This is a genomic window from Mycobacterium sp. E740 (assembly GCF_001672895.1).
Classification (GTDB): domain Bacteria; phylum Actinomycetota; class Actinomycetes; order Mycobacteriales; family Mycobacteriaceae; genus Mycobacterium.
On sequence record NZ_LZKP01000153.1, the window covers coordinates 21,748 to 39,544 of the forward strand.

Annotated in this window: 13 protein-coding genes; 3 read left to right on the forward strand and 10 right to left on the reverse strand. The window is 68.4% G+C overall.

Annotated elements, in window-relative coordinates; genetic code table 11:
- Window position 1: 1 nt before the first annotated feature.
- Window positions 2-1,477 (reverse strand): aldehyde dehydrogenase, encoded by a 1,476-nt coding sequence (locus A5663_RS14430; protein ID WP_068150167.1) that lies wholly within the window; start codon window positions 1,475-1,477, stop codon window positions 2-4.
- A gap of 54 nt (window positions 1,478-1,531) precedes the next feature.
- Window positions 1,532-2,293: a class I SAM-dependent methyltransferase gene (locus tag A5663_RS14435; RefSeq protein WP_068150101.1), complete on the reverse strand. Its 762-nt coding sequence runs from the start codon at window positions 2,291-2,293 to the stop codon at window positions 1,532-1,534.
- Window positions 2,294-2,334: 41 nt separating this feature from the next.
- Here A5663_RS14435 and A5663_RS14440 point away from each other — a divergent pair, with 41 nt between their 5' ends.
- Window positions 2,335-3,495 (forward strand): glycosyltransferase family 4 protein, encoded by a 1,161-nt coding sequence (locus A5663_RS14440; RefSeq protein ID WP_068150104.1) that lies wholly within the window; start codon window positions 2,335-2,337, stop codon window positions 3,493-3,495.
- A 298-nt stretch (window positions 3,496-3,793) separates the two neighbouring features.
- Here the strand turns inward: A5663_RS14440 and A5663_RS14450 are convergent, their stop codons facing one another.
- The 4 genes from A5663_RS14450 to A5663_RS14465 all read right to left on the reverse strand — a co-directional run bounded on the left by A5663_RS14450 (window position 3,794) and on the right by A5663_RS14465 (window position 7,858).
- Complete coding sequence (locus A5663_RS14450; RefSeq protein ID WP_068150108.1) at window positions 3,794-4,390, reverse strand: VOC family protein; 597 nt, start codon at window positions 4,388-4,390, stop codon at window positions 3,794-3,796.
- 121 nt (window positions 4,391-4,511) lie between these two features.
- Window positions 4,512-4,970 (reverse strand): DUF2834 domain-containing protein, encoded by a 459-nt coding sequence (locus A5663_RS14455; protein WP_068150111.1) that lies wholly within the window; start codon window positions 4,968-4,970, stop codon window positions 4,512-4,514.
- Between the two features lie 18 nt (window positions 4,971-4,988).
- Window positions 4,989-6,617: a hypothetical protein gene (locus tag A5663_RS14460; RefSeq protein ID WP_231976790.1), complete on the reverse strand. Its 1,629-nt coding sequence runs from the start codon at window positions 6,615-6,617 to the stop codon at window positions 4,989-4,991.
- A 44-nt stretch (window positions 6,618-6,661) separates the two neighbouring features.
- Window positions 6,662-7,858 (reverse strand): DUF3068 domain-containing protein, encoded by a 1,197-nt coding sequence (locus A5663_RS14465; RefSeq protein ID WP_068150116.1) that lies wholly within the window; start codon window positions 7,856-7,858, stop codon window positions 6,662-6,664.
- 229 nt (window positions 7,859-8,087) lie between these two features.
- Here A5663_RS14465 and A5663_RS14470 point away from each other — a divergent pair, with 229 nt between their 5' ends.
- The gene (locus A5663_RS14470) at window positions 8,088-9,200 is read left to right on the forward strand and encodes an acyltransferase (RefSeq protein ID WP_068150172.1); all 1,113 of its coding nucleotides are present in this window, start codon (window positions 8,088-8,090) and stop codon (window positions 9,198-9,200) included.
- Between the two features lie 24 nt (window positions 9,201-9,224).
- Here the strand turns inward: A5663_RS14470 and A5663_RS14475 are convergent, their stop codons facing one another.
- Window positions 9,225-10,694, reverse strand: a complete 1,470-nt coding sequence (locus A5663_RS14475) for an AMP-binding protein (RefSeq protein WP_068150118.1) — start codon at window positions 10,692-10,694, stop codon at window positions 9,225-9,227.
- A 2-nt stretch (window positions 10,695-10,696) separates the two neighbouring features.
- The gene (locus A5663_RS14480; RefSeq protein WP_068150122.1) at window positions 10,697-11,668 is read right to left on the reverse strand and encodes a phosphotriesterase; all 972 of its coding nucleotides are present in this window, start codon (window positions 11,666-11,668) and stop codon (window positions 10,697-10,699) included.
- 74 nt (window positions 11,669-11,742) lie between these two features.
- Between A5663_RS14480 and A5663_RS14485 the strand changes: the two genes are divergently transcribed.
- Window positions 11,743-13,338 carry an MFS transporter gene (locus tag A5663_RS14485; RefSeq protein WP_068150126.1) on the forward strand — a complete coding sequence of 532 codons (1,596 nt, stop codon included), beginning with the start codon at window positions 11,743-11,745 and terminating at the stop codon, window positions 13,336-13,338.
- On the opposite strand, the gene A5663_RS14490 is transcribed toward A5663_RS14485, so the two are convergent.
- Window positions 13,331-17,557, reverse strand: a complete 4,227-nt coding sequence (locus tag A5663_RS14490; RefSeq protein WP_197503401.1) for a DUF3367 domain-containing protein — start codon at window positions 17,555-17,557, stop codon at window positions 13,331-13,333. The genes A5663_RS14485 and A5663_RS14490 overlap by 8 nt on opposite strands.
- Window positions 17,535-17,708, reverse strand: a complete 174-nt coding sequence (locus A5663_RS14495; protein WP_068150129.1) for a DUF2613 domain-containing protein — start codon at window positions 17,706-17,708, stop codon at window positions 17,535-17,537. The genes A5663_RS14490 and A5663_RS14495 overlap by 23 nt, the downstream gene beginning before the upstream one ends.
- Window positions 17,709-17,797: the final 89 nt, after the last annotated feature.

The following is a 17,797-nucleotide window of genomic DNA, read 5'->3' on the forward strand; positions in this document are numbered from 1 at the left end:
TTCAGTCCTCCGGGGTGTAGCCGAACGGCAGCAGCACGCTCTTGTGCTCGACGTACGCCTCGATACCTTCGGGACCGTTCTCGCGACCGATTCCGGAGTTCTTGTAGCCGCCGAACGGCGCACCGGGATCGAACGCGTACATGTTCACCGCGTACGTCCCAGTGCGGATCTTGGATGCGACCTCGAGCGCCTTGGCGTTGTCGGTCGTCCAGACGCTGCCCGCCAGCCCGTACACCGAGTCGTTGGCGATGCGGATCGCGTCCTCTTCGGTCTCGTAGGGGATCACCGCCAGCACCGGACCGAAGATCTCCTCCTGGGCGATCGTCATCGAGTTGTCGACGTCGGCGAAGACGGTCGGCTGCACGAACCAGCCGCTGTCGAGCCCCTCGGGACGACCCCCGCCGGTGACCAGTCGGGCGCCTTCCTCGACGCCCTTCTTGATGTAGCCCTCCACACGGTCGCGCTGCTTCTCCGAGATCAACGGACCGATCGCGGCATTCGGGTCGTCGGGCAGGCCGACCGGCATGGCCGAGATGAAGTTGGCGATCTTCTCGACGACCTCGTCGTAGCGGGAGCGCGGCGCGAGGATTCGAGTCTGCGCGACGCACGCCTGTCCGCTGTTCATCACGCCGGAGAACCCGAGCATCGGCAACGTCGAGTCGAGATCGGCGTCTTCGAGGATGATCGCCGCGGACTTGCCGCCGAGTTCCAGCGTGCACGGCTTGAGCTTCTCGGCGGCGATCTTGGCGATCTCCTTGCCGACCGCCGAGCTGCCGGTGAACGTGTACTTGTCGATCAGCGGATTCGCGGTCAGCGCGCGACCGGTCTCCGGGCCGCCGGGCACGATCGAGAGCACGCCTTCGGGCAGGCCGGCCTCGGCGAACATCTCGGCCATCGCGAACACCGAGAGCGGCGTCTCGGCGGCGGGCTTGAGCACGACGGTGCAGCCGGCCAGCAGCGCGGGGCCGAGTTTGTTGGCGGCCAGGAAGAACGGCACGTTCCAGGCGGTGACGGCGCCGACCACACCGATCGGCTCACGCAGCACCAGGGTCTGGCCGTAGATGCCGTCGCGGATTTCCTTCCACGCGAACTTGTCCGCGGCACCGGCGAAGTACTGGAACGACGACAGCGCGGCGCCGTACTGCATCATGTCGACGATCGTCTGCGGCTGGCCCGTCTCGGCGGCCAGCAGGAACTTCAGCTCCTCGCCGCGCTCTTCCATCAGCTTGACCGCGGCGGCGAGCACGGCGGCGCGCTCCTGCGGGGACTTGTGCGGCCACGGTCCTTCGTCGAACGCCTTACGGGCGGCGGCGCAGGCGGCGTCGACGTCGGCGGCCGACGCGAGCGGCACCTTGCCGACGAGCTCGCCAGTCGCGGGGGAGTGCACCTCGATCACGTCCGACGTGGCGGGCTCGACCCACTTACCGCCGATGAACAGCTTGTCCCATTCGGTCCTGAACGCGGTGCTCTGTGTCATGGCCGTCACACTACCCATCCGGACGCAAAACGAGAACCTGTTGCAGTCGGCCGATCACGGTGCCCGTAGAACGAGCACCAGATTGCTCACCAAGAACTCCCGCAGCACCGGCACCTTCGTCAGCCACCAGGCCCATCGCGGGTGGTAGCGGGGAAATGCGGCGAGCAGTGCGCCGGTGCCGGCCGCCCATGCGAGGCCGTCGGCCGCCGAGACCGCGAACAACGACGAGCCGTAGTTGTTCTTCGGCGGATGACCGTTTCTGCGGGTGTACCTGCGCGCCGCCCGAGCGCCGCCGAGGTAGTGCCACAGCCCGGTCTCGTGCCCACCGAACGGTCCCAGCCACACCGTGTACGAGAGCACCACCAGCCCGCCGGGCCGGGTCACCCGCAGCATCTCCCGGCCCATCTGCCACGGCCGCGGTACATGCTCTGCGACGTTGGACGAGAGGCAGACGTCGACGCTGGCGTCGGCGAACGGCAACGCCATCCCGGACGCCCGCACATAGGTGGCTTCGGCCGACGCCGCGGGACCCGCGTGCATCTCCGAGGGATCGGGTTCCACACCGATGTACTGAAACCCTCTGGCGGAGAAGGCCTCTGAGAAGTAGCCGGGGCCGCCCCCGACGTCGAGCACGGTGCGCCCGCCCGGCGACGAGCCGTCGGCGTCGCGCCAGAGATCGGCGACCATCGCAGCGGTGTCGTCGGCGAGTGCGCCGTAGAAGCGGGCCGGGTCGCTCTGCTCGAAGCGGAACTCGGCCAGCAGGCGAAGCGACCTGGACAGCGTCGCCGCTGCGGCGAACTCGTCCGTCACTGGCATGAGACCGAACCCTACGCAGCGACGCGACTAGTCTGGTCGGAATGTCTGACCGTCCGCTCCGCTCAGTGCTGTTGTTGTGCTGGCGCGATACCGGTCACCCGCAGGGCGGTGGCAGCGAGGCCTATCTGCAGCGCATCGGCGCGCAGCTGGTCGAGGACGGTTTCGAGGTCGCGCTGCGCACGGCGCGCTACCCGGGGGCGCGGCGTCGCGACGTGGTCGATGGTGTGCGCATCAGCAGGGGCGGCCGCCGTCACACGGTCTACATCTGGGCAGGCTTGGCCATGGTGCTGGCCCGTTTCGGGCTCGGGCCGCTGCGGCGCGCGAAGCCCGACGTGGTGATCGACACGCAGAACGGCATCCCGTTCATGGCGCGTCTGGCCTACGGGCGTCGCGTCGCTCTGCTCGTGCACCATTGCCATCGCGAGCAGTGGCCGGTGGCCGGTCCGGTGATGGGCAGGGTCGGCTGGTTCGTCGAATCCAAGCTCTCGCCGCGGGCGCACCGGCACAACCAGTACGTCACCGTGTCGCTGCCGTCGGCGCGGGACCTGGGGGCGCTGGGAGTGCGACCCGGCCAGATCGCTGTGGTGCGCAACGGGCTCGACGAGGCGCCGGCGCATGTGCTCGAGCCGGCTCGCTCCGCCACTCCGCGAGTCGTTGTGCTGTCAAGGTTGGTGCCGCACAAGCAGATTGAAGATGCGCTCGAGGCCGTCGCGGCGCTGCGCCAGCGAATTCCAGAGCTGACGCTCGACATCGTCGGCGGCGGTTGGTGGGAACCACGACTGGTCGAGCACGCCGCGCTGCTGGGCATTTCCGATGCGGTGACCTTCCATGGTCATGTCGATGACGAGACGAAACACCATGTGCTGCAACAGTCCTGGGTGCATGTATTGCCGTCGCGCAAAGAGGGCTGGGCGCTTGCGGTCATCGAGGCAGGTCAGCATTCCGTGCCCACGATCGGCTACCGGTCGTCCGGTGGGTTGACGGATTCCATCGTCGACGGCGTGACAGGGCTGCTCGTCGACGAGCACGACGAGCTGGTCGATGGCATGGAGCGATTGCTGACCGATCAGGTGTTGCGCGAACAGCTAGGAGCCAAGGCGCAGATCCGCAGCACCGAGTTCTCGTGGCGGCAAAGCGCCGAAGCGATGCGCACCGTGCTGGAGTCGGTGCATCGCGGGCAGTACATCAGCGGCGTCGTGTAGGCGCCGGGGCGAAAGCTCACCGCTTGTCGGCATCCTTGCCGGCGAGGATGGTCGCCGCGTCGAGCCGGCTTCCGGTTGCTGCGACGCGCGCTCGTGCGCGGGCGAGAACGTCCGCTACCGTCGGTTTCGCTACCGTGTCGACGAGCATTCCGCGCAGGTACTCCTGGAGTGCCTTCCGGACCGAGCCGCCCGAGCGGCCAGCTCATCGCGCACATTTTTCGGGGACGTCCCGGATGGTGATGGCGACCATGCCTTCAGTCTGGCTGCAATGCAGCTGTTATGGAGGCACTGAGCACCGTCAGGTCAGGAGCAACTCGAAAACGTTGAGTTGTGGACAGGTCATCGCCCATGTTCTGGTGATCAGCTCTGGTTCGGGGGTGCCAGCCCTAAGCGCGGCGAGCATCGCGTCGGGATCGAATGAGGGGCCGATGGGGTCGCGGCTGTAGTCGTCTCCGTGCATATACGCCGTGGCGTCGTCGGGAGCCATGTTGTCGATCTGTAGCTCCACCATGTTGCCGTCGGGATCGCGGTAGTAAAGGGAAGTCGTAAGGCCGTGCTGCACCGGAACGTGTGGCTGGATGCCTGCTTTCTTCAGGGCTTCAAATTTCGTTAGGAGACCGTCCAGTGTTGCGAATGTGTAAGCCGAATGTGCGAGCCCGACGGTCGTCGAGGTGCGGGGAGCCGCATCGGGCAACTGCACCAGGGCCAGGCGGTGATGCTCCTCGTCGAAGGTCATGAATGTCAGCATGTCGTTCTCGAATACGACGTGAGCGTCGAGGACGCTCAGATACCAGTCCCTGAGCACGGGCAACTGGTCTGTCTGCAGAACTAGGTGAGCCAGCCTTTTGTTCGCGTGCTGGCCGGCCCAGCCGCCACGGGATGCTGTCGAGCCCATCGGTTTATCGTGACACTTTTCCACTTCTCTTGTTAGAGAAAGGACGCAGCGCTCCACGAGCCTCGTCCTAGGTGGCCGCAATGCGGATTTCAAAGAAGGCTCGCAGTGATCGGTTTCTCTATCAACCCATGTCGATCCAGGTAGTCAGGGCGAGAGCTCCAACAGCGGTCACAGCTAGCAGGATCACGTCGAAAAGGCGAAGGCGCGGCGGCTCTGCCGCGCCGATGCGAATCTCGCGAGCGAGAAGGAAGAGCGGAAACGTCACACTGATGGCGACCAAGGCTCCGCCGACAATGTAGAGCCAGACGAACCTCACCCCATGCTTCCTGGCTTCGACAACCATCAGGATGACGACGGACAAGCTCACCATCAGCGCGTCGGCGGAGATGTTGCGCGAGGCGGCATTCACTCTGGTGTCTTGCCAGAATCTGCCGAAGAAGTCGGCGAGGTCGCCTGTGTAGGTGATGGTTTGGCTCCACGTCGCAACAAGCGCAAGGAGCGCGATCAGCGCGTACACGACGCACAACACTTTGCGAGCGAGCGGCATCGATGCGGGTTGAACCGTCTCGGTGGTTGTCATGGAGACACGCTACGACTTTCACCGCTGTTGTCGCCGCCTGATCGACGCGACGACCGCGGCGCCCCCGCCCGCCAAAAGCATCGCCAGCCACACCAGGTGCGCGGCCAGCACGACACCCCGACCGTCGGCCCCCGGCGACGTACCGCCCACCCGATACAGCGCGATGTCCTCATCGGCGTAGGCGACGGGTAGGGGTAAGGCGGTTGTCGCACCACCGGATTCGACGACAACCCACCCCACTCCGGCGTCGGCCAACTTCTCGCGCGTGACGTCCCCCAACAACATCTCCTGCACCTCGCGCGCTCGCTGCCCTTCACCGGGAACCGTCCGGTCACCGATCTCGAGATCCCCGGTGCTCAGCACGTCGGCCCGCACCCAGCGCGGCAACGGGTCCAGCACCGGTGCCTCGCCGGCCCAATCGAAACGGCGCATGCTGTCGACGGGCAGCACGGCCACCGGCTGCGGGTCGGCGTTGATCATCGACGCCACCGTCCCCCATCCCGGCGGGTACTGCACCGCCGCGACCTTGCCGCCGACTCCCCACGCCAAGTCGGGCAATGTCGCGATCAGCGCCGCGCAGCACACCGCCGCGGTCGCCGCCGCGGGCAGCCACCGTCGCGCCGTCACGACCGCCGCCGCCGCGGCGACCGCATAACCGGGCATCGCCAACGCCACCCACTTCTGTGCGTCGCGCACCACTCCGAGACCGGGTAGCGCCCGCACCAACGCCTCGACGACGGCGAGCCCGGGTCCTGTCGCCATCAGCGCGGGCACCACCACCGCGACCGCGGCCAGCCCGAGCAGTGGCACGGCCGCGGGCCGCCGCAGCACCACCGGCATGCCCAACGCGACCACTGCGAGCAACACCGCAGTGGCGGCGAGAGCGAATAACGTTGTGCGAGAAGCGGGTACCGCCTCACCGTTCCAGATGCCGCCGAGCCCGGCCAGGCTCGCAAGAGTTCCCAGCCCCGGCTCGGCCCGCGCGGCAAAAGCGCCGACACCTTCGGCCTGCGACGGTTCCAGCGTGTGGGCCGTCGTCGCCGCGACCAACCAGGGCAGCGCCGCGATCACCGCCAGGCCCAAAGCCAAGCCTGCGCACCGCCACCGCGAGAAACCATCGCCGGGTGCGAAGACGCACACCAACCCGACGCTCGCCGCCAGCATCAGACCGGTCGGCGTCAACCCGGCCAGCGCGATCCAGAAGACCAGCGCCCACACCGAACCCCACGACTGCGAACCGCGCAGCCTCAGCATGGCGACGGCCACCCACGGCAGACACCCGTAACCGACGATCAGACTCCAGTGACCCTGCAACAGGCGTTCGGCGACATAGGGATTCCACACCGCGACCGTCGCCGCCACGCACTCGCCGGCCATCCCCGACTCGGGTACCACCGCGGCGGCCAGGCGGGCCGCACCCCAGCCCGCCAGCCACAGCCCGATGATCAGCAGCGACTTGACCACCACTCCGCCGTCGAGAACCGATGACACCACGGCCACTAGGAAGTCCTGAGGTAGCGCCCGCGGTGCGGCCTCCGACAGCCCGAGCGCCGCGTCGGACAGATAGGAGCGCGGAGTCGAGACCGCGTCACGCAGCAGCAGATATCCGGGTGCGATCAGCGGGGCGGTGATCGCAAGGGCGAGCACCAGCGCATAGAGCGGAGGGAACGCCCGAAGCGGCAGGCGCGTGATCAGACCGGTCTGTCCGGAGGCACGTCGGTCGGTCTGGATGTCGGTATCTTCTCGGTCTTGGCTTCCGCCCCCGGAACCTTGATCCCCTGGGTGTCGAAGAACCCGTGGTCGGCCTCGTCGAGGCCCGGGTCGATCAGCGCGGACTCCGCGCGCAGGCTGAACGAGCCGAGCACGGCGCCGCCGACGAGCAGCACCAGTCCCATCGCGGTGAACGTGATCGGCAGGATGCGCCCCCACACCGCGACCCGGTCGCGCTCGTCACTGGCGGCGGCGATCTGCGACTCGACGGTCTCCTCGTTGAACGTGACCTTGTAGTCGACGAACGTCACCTCGGGCTTGAGCGGCTCGCGCGCGTAGTAGTGATAGCCGTGCTCGTCCTCTTTGACGACGGTGCCCGACACCGGGTCGACCCAGAACGTGCGCTGAGCGGCATAGAAGCGCGACATCGTGATCGGCGCGTCCGGCTCGCCGGGCACCCCCCACATCGCTGCGCGCGCAGTGACTGCGCTGTCGGCATCGTCGTCGTAGAGCGATGCGTACTTCACCGGCTCGACCAGCTTGCCGTCGGCGTCATAGCCGACGTTCTGAGTGAACCGGTAGGTCGTCATCCCGTTGACGTCCTCTTCGCCTTCGTAGTTGGCGTCGAACGCCTTCTGCGCGATCGGGTCGAAAACGGGATACGTCTTCTTCTCCGTGTCGAAGGGGAAGCGGTAGGCCAGGCCCTCGTGCGGCAGGGCGATGTTGGTCGGCGGCCTGTCGTCGTCGATGGCGCGCGGCTTCTGCACCGCACCGCCGGGATTGCTCTCGCTGGACACCGCTTCGGCGGTGCTGCGGTTGACGGTCACGGTGTCGACCAGCGCCAACAACAGGCCCGACTCCTGCTGCTTGTCGGTCCGGCGCAGCGAGCTGCCGACCTGCAGCGTCACCACGTCGGCGTTCGACGGCGACTCCACCGAGATCTGCTCCTGCATCGCCACCGGCACGTCGCGGTCCACGACGAACCTTTCCGAGTTGAGCGACGCCGGATCGAACGCCGTCGCCGTGCCGTCGCTGATCAGCGTGGTGTCGAGGTCGAGCGGAATCTTGGAGATCTTGCTCTGGGTGTAGGTGGTCAGCAACAGCGCGGCGACCAACAGGGCGGCACCCAGCCCCAAGACGCCACAAGCCGCAATACGGAGCGCCACTGCGCGGTTCAAACCGTGCCTCCCATATCTCGCTCCTCACGTCCGCGACTTCACCCGCGGTACGCCCGCAAGAACCCGTCTGACCCTAACAGCACAAGCTAAGGCGGATACTTAGTTGCCTTGGCACGGGTCCCCGGCGGGACACCCCTGTTCAGGGGCTTTCACTCCTCCCGGCACACTGGTCGGCGTGGCTCAGGACCAGATCGGCGGCACCAGGAACTTCCTGCCCGCCGTGGAAGGCATGCGAGCCTGCGCCGCGATCGGTGTCGTCGTCACCCACGTCGCCTTCCAAACCGGCCACACCGGCGGGATCACCGGGCGGCTGCTGGGCCGGTTCGACCTGGCGGTAGCGGTGTTCTTCGCGCTCTCGGGTTTCCTGCTGTGGCGCGGGCATGCCGCCGCGGCACGCGGGCTGCGGCCGGTCCCTCCGACGGGTCACTATCTGCGCTCGCGCATCGTCCGCATCATGCCCGGCTATCTGGTCGCGGTCGTGGTGATCCTGTCACTGCTGCCCGAGGCGAAGGCCGACCTGACGGTGTGGCTGGCCAACCTCACCCTGACCCAGATCTACGTGCCGCTCACGCTCACCGCGGGCCTGACACAGATGTGGAGCCTTTCGGTCGAGGTGGCGTTCTACCTCGCGCTGCCGCTGCTCGCGTTATCGGTGCGACGGGTCCCGGTGCGCGCGCGCATCCCCGTCATCGCGGTCGCCGCGGTGGCCAGCCTGGCCTGGGCGGTGCTGCCGATCGCCACGCCCGCCGGCGTCAACCACCTGAACTGGCCACCCGCCTTCTTCTCCTGGTTCGCCTCGGGCATGCTGCTGGCCGAGCTGACCGTGTCACCGGTGGGGTGGCCCCACCGGCTGGCCCGGCGCCGGGTGCTGATGGCCGTCATCGCGGTGGCCGCGTTCCTGATCGCGGCCTCGCCGATCGCCGGCCCGGAAGGTCTCACCCCCGGCACGGTCAGCCAGTTCATCGTCAAGACAGCGATGGGCGCGGTCGTCGCCGGAGCGCTGCTGGCGCCGCTCGTGCTCGACCGCCCCGACACCTCGCACCGGCTCCTGGGAAATACGACGATGGTCACCTTGGGCCGATGGTCCTACGGGCTGTTCGTCTGGCATCTCGCGGCGCTGGCGATGGTGTTCCCCGTCATCGGTGAGTTCCCGTTCAACGGGCATATGCCCATCGTGCTGGTGCTGACGGTGGTGTTCGGGTTCGCGATCGCCGCGGTGAGCTACGCACTGGTGGAGTCACCGTGTCGGAATGCGTTGCGGCGCTGGGAGTTTCGCCACGACCGTCCGGTGCCGCCGCTGGACTCGGCGGTCACCGGCGTGGCTGAGCCCGCCGCGCGCTAGCTGAATTGCGCGGCCCGCCGCGCGCTAGCTGGATTGCGCGGCCCGCCGCGCGATGACCTCGTCGCGAACCGCCGAGCGGCGCGCCTTGCCCGCATCGTCCCGCAACGGTACGTCGGTGAACTCGACCGAACGCGGCACCTTGTAGCGCTCGAGACGCTCCGAGAGGAACGCGATGATCCCCGACTCGTCAAGACCACCGCCGGCCTGCACGAGCGCGTGCGGCACCTGGCCCAGATCCTCGTCGGGAAGGCCGACGACCAGGCACGAAAGCACCTCCGGGTGCTCGGCGAGCGCCGACTCGATCTCGGCGGGGTACACATTGCGACCGCCGACGGTGAACATGTCGACGCGACGATCGTTGAGGTACAGGAAGCCGTCGTCGTCGAAATAGCCCAGGTCGCCGAGGGAGTCCCAGCCGTCGCGTGACTTCGCGGTCGCACCGACGTAGCGGTAGGTCGGCGCGCTGCCCGGCGACGGCCGCATGTAGATCTCGCCGACCACGCCGGGCGGACACTCTTTGCCGTCGTCGTCGAGCACCTTCATCTGCCCGGCGACGACGACGCCCACCGAGCCCGGATGTGCCAGCCACTGCTCACCGGAGATAAAGGTCAGTGCCTGTAACTCGGTACCGCCGTACAGTTCCCAGACCACTGACGGGCCCAGGATGTCGATCCACGCCTGCTTGACGGCGGGCGGGCAGACCGCGGCCACATGCCAGAACCGCCGGATCGACGACAGGTCGTAAGCGCCGGGGTCGGCCCGGTACACGGGCAGCAGCCGCTGCATGATCGTCGGGACCGTCGACAGGAACGTCACGCCGTGTCGGGTCACCAGCCGAAGGAACTCGTGCGGTTCGAACCGTGGCATCAGGACAAGGTGATGGCCCTGCACGAGGCCGATCGCGAATGTGGTGAAGCCGGTGTTGTGGCTGAGCGGCACCGAGAGCAGGTTGACGTCGCCTTCCTGCGCGCCGAGCGGATAACCGGCCAGGGCCGGGAACCGGCTGTCGCCACCGGCTTCGATCAGCTTGGGCCGCCCGGTGCTGCCGCCGGAGGCCATCGCCTTGAACACCGGCGACACCGCTTCGGGTAGCGGCGCGTGGGACAACTCCGGATCGGGCGTGAAACCGGTTGGCACGCTTGGTGTCCGGCCGCTGGGGTCGTCGCGACCCACAATCAGCGCGCGCGGGCGCAGCTCGAGCAGTCCGGCGAGTTCGGCGTCCGGCAGCCGTGGCGACAGCGGCTGCGGGATCGCGCCGAGCTTCCACGTCGCGACCACCGCCTGCACCCACTCGATCGAGTTCGGCAGCACGACCGTGACGTAATCGCCCTGTCGCACACCGAGTTCGGCGTACGCACGAGCCAGCCTGTTGGTCGACTTGTCGAGCTCGCCGCGGGTGATCGTGACACCGTCGCACGTGGCTGCCGGAGCGCCGGGGTCTGCCTGCGCGAGACGCGACACCTGGGCGCCGATGGGCGGGGTCGGTTCGGGCATGGTCAGTAGCCGCCTCGGGCTTCGAAGATGCGGCGCGGGTTGTCGACGAGCATCGTGGTCAGCTGTTCGTCGGTCACTCCGCGGTCCTTGAGTGCGGGGATGACGTCGTTGTGGATGTGCAGGTAGTGCCAGTTCGGCATGGTCTGCGGCACAAGGGCTTCCGGCAACCAGTCGATGAAGCAGGACGCGTCGTGTGACAGCACCATCTGATCGGCGTGGCCGCGTTCGCACATTCGGGCCACGGTGTCGACCCGGTCTTCGAACCCGAGGAACACGTCGACTCCGAACCGGTCCATGCCGATGAAGGAACCGTTGCCGATGAGCTCCTCCAGGTAGTCGAGGTCGGTGGTGTCGCCCGAGTGCCCGATGACGACGCGGGTGAGGTCGACGCCTTCCTCGGCGAAGATCCGCTGCTGATCGAGACCACGCTTCGTCGCGGCATGGGTGTGCGTCGAGATCGGCACGCCCGTCTCCCGGTGCGCTTGGGCCACCGCCCGCAGCACCCGCTCGACGCCCGGCGTCACCCCGGGTTCGTCGGTCGCGCATTTGAGGACCGCAGCCTTGACACCGGTGCCGGCGATGCCGGTGGTGATGTCGCGGACGAACATCTCGATCATGGGCTCGCCCATTGGTGTGTCCGGGCCGCTGAAGTGGAAGAACATCGGCACGTCGTTGTAGGTGTAGACACCGGTCGCCACGACGATGTTGATATCGGTCTGCGCCGCGATGCGCTCGATGCGCGGAATGTAGCGGCCCATTCCGATCACGGTGAGATCGACGATGCTGTCGACGCCGCGCGACTTCAGCTCGTTGAGGCGCACGACGGCGTCGGCCTCCCGCTCGGCCTCGTCACCCCAGACCTCCGGATAGTTCGCCGTGATGTCGGTGGACTGGATGAAAACGTGCTCGTGCATGAGCGTGACGCCGAGATCTGTGGCATCGATCGCTCCGCGGGCGGTGTTGATCTGCGGCACGCGGCCGATGCTACGAGATAACGGTCGGCCAAGCGGGTACCTGAAGACAGTTCCACAGCGAAAGGACAAACCGAATGTCGGCACCGTCCACCGTCCGTGCCGCGCCGTCGGCGTGGGCGCCGCTGTCATCGCCGATATACCGCGCGCTGTGGATCGCGCAGTTCGTGTCGAATCTCGGCACCTGGATGCAGACCGTCGGCGCGCAGTGGATGCTGGTCGCCGATCCCGGCGCGGCCGTGCTGGTGCCGTTGGTGCAGACCGCGACGGCACTGCCGGTGATGCTGTTCGCGCTGCCGTCGGGCGTGGTGGCCGACCTCGTCGACCGCCGCCGGCTGCTGATCACCACCCAGTCTGCGATGGCGGCCGGCGTCTCGACATTGGCGGTGCTGACCGGAGTCGGACAGACCACCCCGGCGGTGCTGCTGATCCTGCTGTTCCTGATCGGTTGCGGGCAGGCCCTGACCGCACCGGCGTGGCAGGCGATCCAGCCCGAACTCGTTCCACGCGAGCAGATTCCGGCCGCCGCAGCGTTGACCAGCCTGTCGATGAACGGGGCGCGGGCGATCGGGCCAGCTATCGCGGGGGCGCTTGTCTCGCTGTCGGGTCCCACGCTGGTCTTCGCGCTCAACGCGGTGTCGTTCGTCGGCATCGTCGGGGCCTTGATCGCCTGGCGCCGTCCGACTGCCGAACGGCTGTTGCCGACGGAGCGACCGCTGTCGGCGCTGAGCGCGGGCGGACGGTTCATCCGCAGCTCACCGGTGGTACGACGGATTCTGTTGCGGGCGTTGCTGTTCATCGCGCCCGGCAGCGCTCTGTGGGGGTTGCTCGCGGTGATCGCGAGCCGGCAGTTGCACCTGTCGTCCGCGGGATACGGCGTGCTGCTGGGCGCGCTGGGGATCGGGGCGGTGTTCGGGGCGACGTTGCTCTCCCGGCTGCAGACCGCGTTCGGGCGCAACGTGCTGCTGGCGGTGGGCGCCGGCGGTTTCATGCTCGCCACGGCGGTGCTGGCGCTTGTGCCGGTGTTGACCGTGGTCATCGCCGCGATGGTGCTCGGAGGACTGTCGTGGTTGTTGACCTTGTCGACGCTGAACGCCTCGATGCAGCTGAGCCTTCCGGCCTGGGTGCGCGCCCGGGGCCTGTCGGTCTACCAGCTTGTCTTCATGGGTGGGCAGGCGATCGGCTCGCTGGTGTGGGGGTTGGTGGCAGGCGCCACCAGCAGTGTGACAGCGCTGCTCATCAGCGCCGGACTGCTCGCCCTGTGCGCGGTGTCGCTGCTGTGGTGGCCGCTGCACCCGGGCACCGGGGACCTCGACGTCGAACCGTCGGCGCACTGGCCAGAGCCGGCGTTGGTGTTCGAGCCGGCGCCGCCGGACGGGCCGGTCGTGGTGCTGAAGACCTACCGCGTCGCACCGGAGGACCAGGAGGCGTTCGTCGCGGCGATGGCCCGGGTGAGGCGTTCGCGGCAGCGCACGGGGGCCGTCCAGTGGCGATTGTTCCGCAGCGGCGAGTCGGCCGACACCTTCGTCGAGGGTTTCGTCGTGCGGTCGTGGGAGGAGCACCTGCACCAGCACGTCACCCGGCAGACCGGGCAGGACCTGCTCATCGAGCAGGCAGTCGACAAGTACGTCGTGGGAGAGCCGAAGCTCGAGCACTTGATCGCTGTCAACTGATCTGCTCACTGGTGTTCACGGACACCGTCGACGCCGCGATGGCCGCCACCGAGATCAGCGCCAGCAGCTGCACGCCCCACGAGTGGCCGACATAGCCGTCGACCGACCGCCACGGGTGCTGGCTCAGCACCGCACCGGCCAGAATCAACCCGCCCGCTGCGGCGCCGACAGTGATTGCCTCGCAGAGGCTTTCGCGATTTCGAAGGAGACGGCGTAGCGCCAGCGCGGCCGCCACGACCACGACACCAGTGACCCCGGAGATCGCCGCACCCACCGCGAGTGTGCCAATCGCCACTGCGACGGGATGGGGCCGCCACACGGGGGCCGGGTCGACGTCCGGCCGGCGCCTGCGCAGGGGAACGAAGGCCAGCAGAGCGAGCACCGGCAGCAGCGCCAGCCCGCCGATCAGCCCGGCGCGGTAGATCCCGTTCGACGGGAAAGCCAACGTGATCGGTCCAGCTGTTCCCGGGGGCAGCACCCAGCCCTGCTGCCAGCCGTTCACCGTGATCGGGGTCAGTTGTGACCCGTCCGCGCCGTGCGCAACCCAACCCGGGTTGACGCTTTCGGGCACGACGAGCACCCGCGAGGTCGACGACGGTGCGACGCTGAGCTCGCGTCGGTCGGAGGACCAGGTGTGGATCTGAGCGGGTTTCGTTGGCGCCGAGCGGATTTCACTTGACTCGGGACCGAACAGCTGGGCGCCGTCGACGACGAAAGTGTTTCCCGGGCTGATCACCAGCTCCTGCTGTCCCGCCGGCAGCAGGATCGGTGCGCTGCGGCACGGATGCGCCGCGATCGGAGCATCGTCGAGCAGAGCGCCGACAGTGGTGGAAAGCGACGTCTGGACGAACTCGCCGGCTATGCCGATGACCGGCCCACGCCCGCAGGGCAATTCGATACTGCGGTCCCGATTACGCACCGCATCCGCGGCGGCGATCGGAGCACCGCTGCCGTCGAGCGCTGTCACTTCAGCCAGCCCCGGCGGCTTGAGCTGGTCGAAGCCGAGCGCTGTGCGATCGATGACGTCGTCCCACTCGAGAATCGACACCTTGACGGTGTCGGTGACGTTCGGCTCCAGTTGCACGTTCTGTGCGCCGATGTCCCCGGCCAACCGTCGGACCTGCGGCCCGTCGCCGAGGTCGACGGCGATCAGCGTCGGATGTGCCGGTAGCTCAGACGAACTCGGCGTCACCCGCAGGCCGGCGACTTCGCTTCGCCGGGGAAGTTTCAGAGTCAACGTCGGTGGCGTCTTGTGCTGCACCACGCGTTGAGGCGCTGTCCACGCGGTGCCGGGGTCGCCGTCGGCGGCCGCATAAGCCGAGCCGAGCACGTCGATCGGATCCGCGTCGCCCAGCGCGTGGGCGGCTCCGGGTGCGGCGACCAGCTCGGCCAGTTTGGGTCCCTGCCGGGCCCGCACCCACACCGTCGGCGTCACCGCGATCGGCGTCGGCACCGTTAGGGTCCGGCTGAAGTTCACCGGCTCCTCCGGCGACAGCGCCATCGCGGCCGCGCACCGTATTCCCGTCGGGCTGTGCGCGCAGCCCGACCGGCCCAACAAATCGGAGCCCAGATCCCATTGCGCCACGGTCGAATTCGGTGGCGGCCCGGGCACCGCGACGGTGTGGCGCAGGCTGACCGGATGCGCGAAGCCGTTCGCGTCGTACTGGGTGACGGCGACGTCGGTGAGCCCGAACTGCACGCCCGGCGAGCCATCGTCGGTGGCGACCGCGGTGATCCGCACCCACGGCGACTCGCCGTACGGCAGGGCGGTCGTCAACGGCTTGCCCGCTTCGTCGAAACGCAGCGTGCTGGTCCCGTTGACCGTTGAGATCTCGATACGGCGGATCTGGGCGCCGACCGCGGTGGCACTGGGCGTGACGGTGATCGTCGCGTTCGTGACCGGATGGTCGAAATCGACCTGCAGCCACTGCCCGATCGCCGACTGCAACGAGTTCGAGACCCAGCTCGTCGAAGCGTCGGCGTCGATCGCGGCGGCGGGTCCGGCGCCGGGCGCGACGTTGGGCAGCGCGGTGGAATCGGCCGCCGAACTCGACACCGACACCCGGCCGCCGTTCCACTGCCCATAGACGAGATCGGCTCCGGGCGAGGGATAGTCGATGACCCGGTTCTGGGTGTGCCGGGCGTCATCGGGGGTGCGGACGGCCGACGAGTGGTCGTCGACGCGGCCGTAGTCGGTCTCCCGGGCGAGCGGGGTGTCGGTCACGGTGATCCCCGTTCCTGGGGGGGTGGGCACACCCGCGCGTTCGGCGTCGGCCGTCAACAGCATGGGGCCCAGCGGGGGCTCACCGAGCAGCCGGCGGCGCTCGTCGAGCCGCAGCAACGCCTCCGGGGCGCCGTCGACGCGCGCCATCCGGTCGGTGTCGACTAGGTAGGGCGTAACCGGCGTTTCGGCGCGCACGCGGTAGATCTCGACGGCTGGATACCGCGGGCGCAGGCCGCTGTCGGTGACGAATCCGGCCAGGGTGCCCGCGCCCACCGGTTCGCCGAACTGGGCGACCTTCTCCAGGCCGGGCGACCCCTCGACGGCCTGGTGCACCAGCAGCGGCCGCGCCGACCGCGACGACTCCGGGTCCAGGTCGTTGCGCACCACCACATACGAAATACCCTGGCGGGCAAGGGTATCAGCCAGTCCCGCGGAGGGCCGGCCCGCGGCGAACAGTCGCTGTACGGAGTCCAGCGCGCGGATGGTCTGCGGCGGGGTCAGGGGGATCGAGTCGCGCACGCCCCATGGGCTGTGGCCGAGCACCTGCAGCGGTTCGTCGTGACTGTTGCCCCACACCTGGGTGGCGAATGGCGCGCCCGGCGCGACGAGGACGCGACCGTCGGTGTTGTGTGCGTCGAGCCAGTCCGCGGCCTCGTGCCAGTACTGCGGGATGGCGTCGAAAGTGCCTGGCGGAGTGAGCCTTCCGGTCCACGCGAGCGACGTTCCGGCGGCCAGCGCGACCAGTATCACGATCCCGACGGCGACCCTTCTGTCGCGTTCGGGGTGCATCAGCGCGGTCGTCCACTGCTGGCGCGGCGCGTTGCCCGGCAGCGGAATGCGCCCGAGCACGTGAGCCAACCCGAGCGTGAGCGGCAGCCGAAGCAGCGGCTCGAGCTTGTGCAGATTGCGCAGCGGCGTTCCGGACGCGTCGAGGAACGCCTGAACCTGCAGGGCGATCGGGGATCCCAGCCCGCCGGAGTAACCGACGGCCAGCAGCGTGACACCGACCAACAGGATCGTGATCAGTCGGCCGCGGGCCGGCATCGTTCGCATGGCGAGCCCGGCCAGGCCGGCGGCGGCGACCAGGGTGGTGGCCAGCACCGCGACCGAGCCGGTGACCAGCGACGCGCCGGCCGTCGCGTTCGGGGCGACGAACGGCGTCCAGGCTTCCGTGCCCCGCAACATCTCGGTCAGCGACATCCACCGGGTGGTGACGCCGGACGACTCGATGAAGTCGAGGAACGGCGGGCTGATCCGGCCGAGCATCACCAGCGCGACGACCCACCACAGCACCGCCAGCGCGATGCCCACCGCCCACCACCCGGTGAATCGCCACCACAGCCTGGTGGGACGGTGGCACGCCAGCCAGAGCAGCGCGCACAGGCAACCGGTCAGCGTGGCCACCGCGTTGACCGCACCCATCAGCGCGATCGCCAGCGCCGACCGGGCAGCCAGCAGCCGGACCCGTGCATCACCCTGCATCGCCAGGATCACCGGCAGCAACACCCACGGCGCCAGCATCATCGGCAGCGTCTCCGACGAGATCGCGCCGAGCGTGGTCAATACCCGCGGCGACAGGGCGTATGCGACAGCGGCGATGACCCGTGACGTCGGGCTGCCGATGCCCCTGCCGTCGTTCAAGACCTCGGCCACCCGGATGACCCCCCAGAACCCGACCACCAGCAGCAGCGCCCACCACAGCCGCTGGGTCACCCAGCCGGGCAACCCGATGACGTCACCGAGCAGGAAGAAGGCGCCGTGCGGGAACAGGTAGCCGTAGGCCTGGTTCTGCGCCTGGCCGAACGGCAGCTCGCTGTTCCAGAGGTTGAACGCACGGGCGAGGAACCGCAGCGGATTGGCGGTCAGGTCGAGCTTGGTATCGGGTGAGATCTGTCCGGGTGACTGGGCGAAAGTCAGGAGCAGCGCCGCGGCAGCGGCCACCCACAGCCAACGGCGGGAGAGCGGGGCGATCTCAGCTTCGGTTGCCGTACTCAACCCTGTTGAGCACCGAGGACGCTGGATCGCCCGCTTGCAGAGGAGGCTTGTTGTCCTGCTGCACCATCAGCGTCACACCGAATACGGCAGCCGCGCCCAGCAGCAGGCCCACCACGATGCTGGCGGCCGCGGGCACGAGGAACCGATCCATGCGGCAAAACTAGCATGTGGCCCGACTCGGGCAGGTGAGCCGATGTTCTGGTCGCCAACAGCCGCGTCGGGATGGAATGAGGCGTCCGG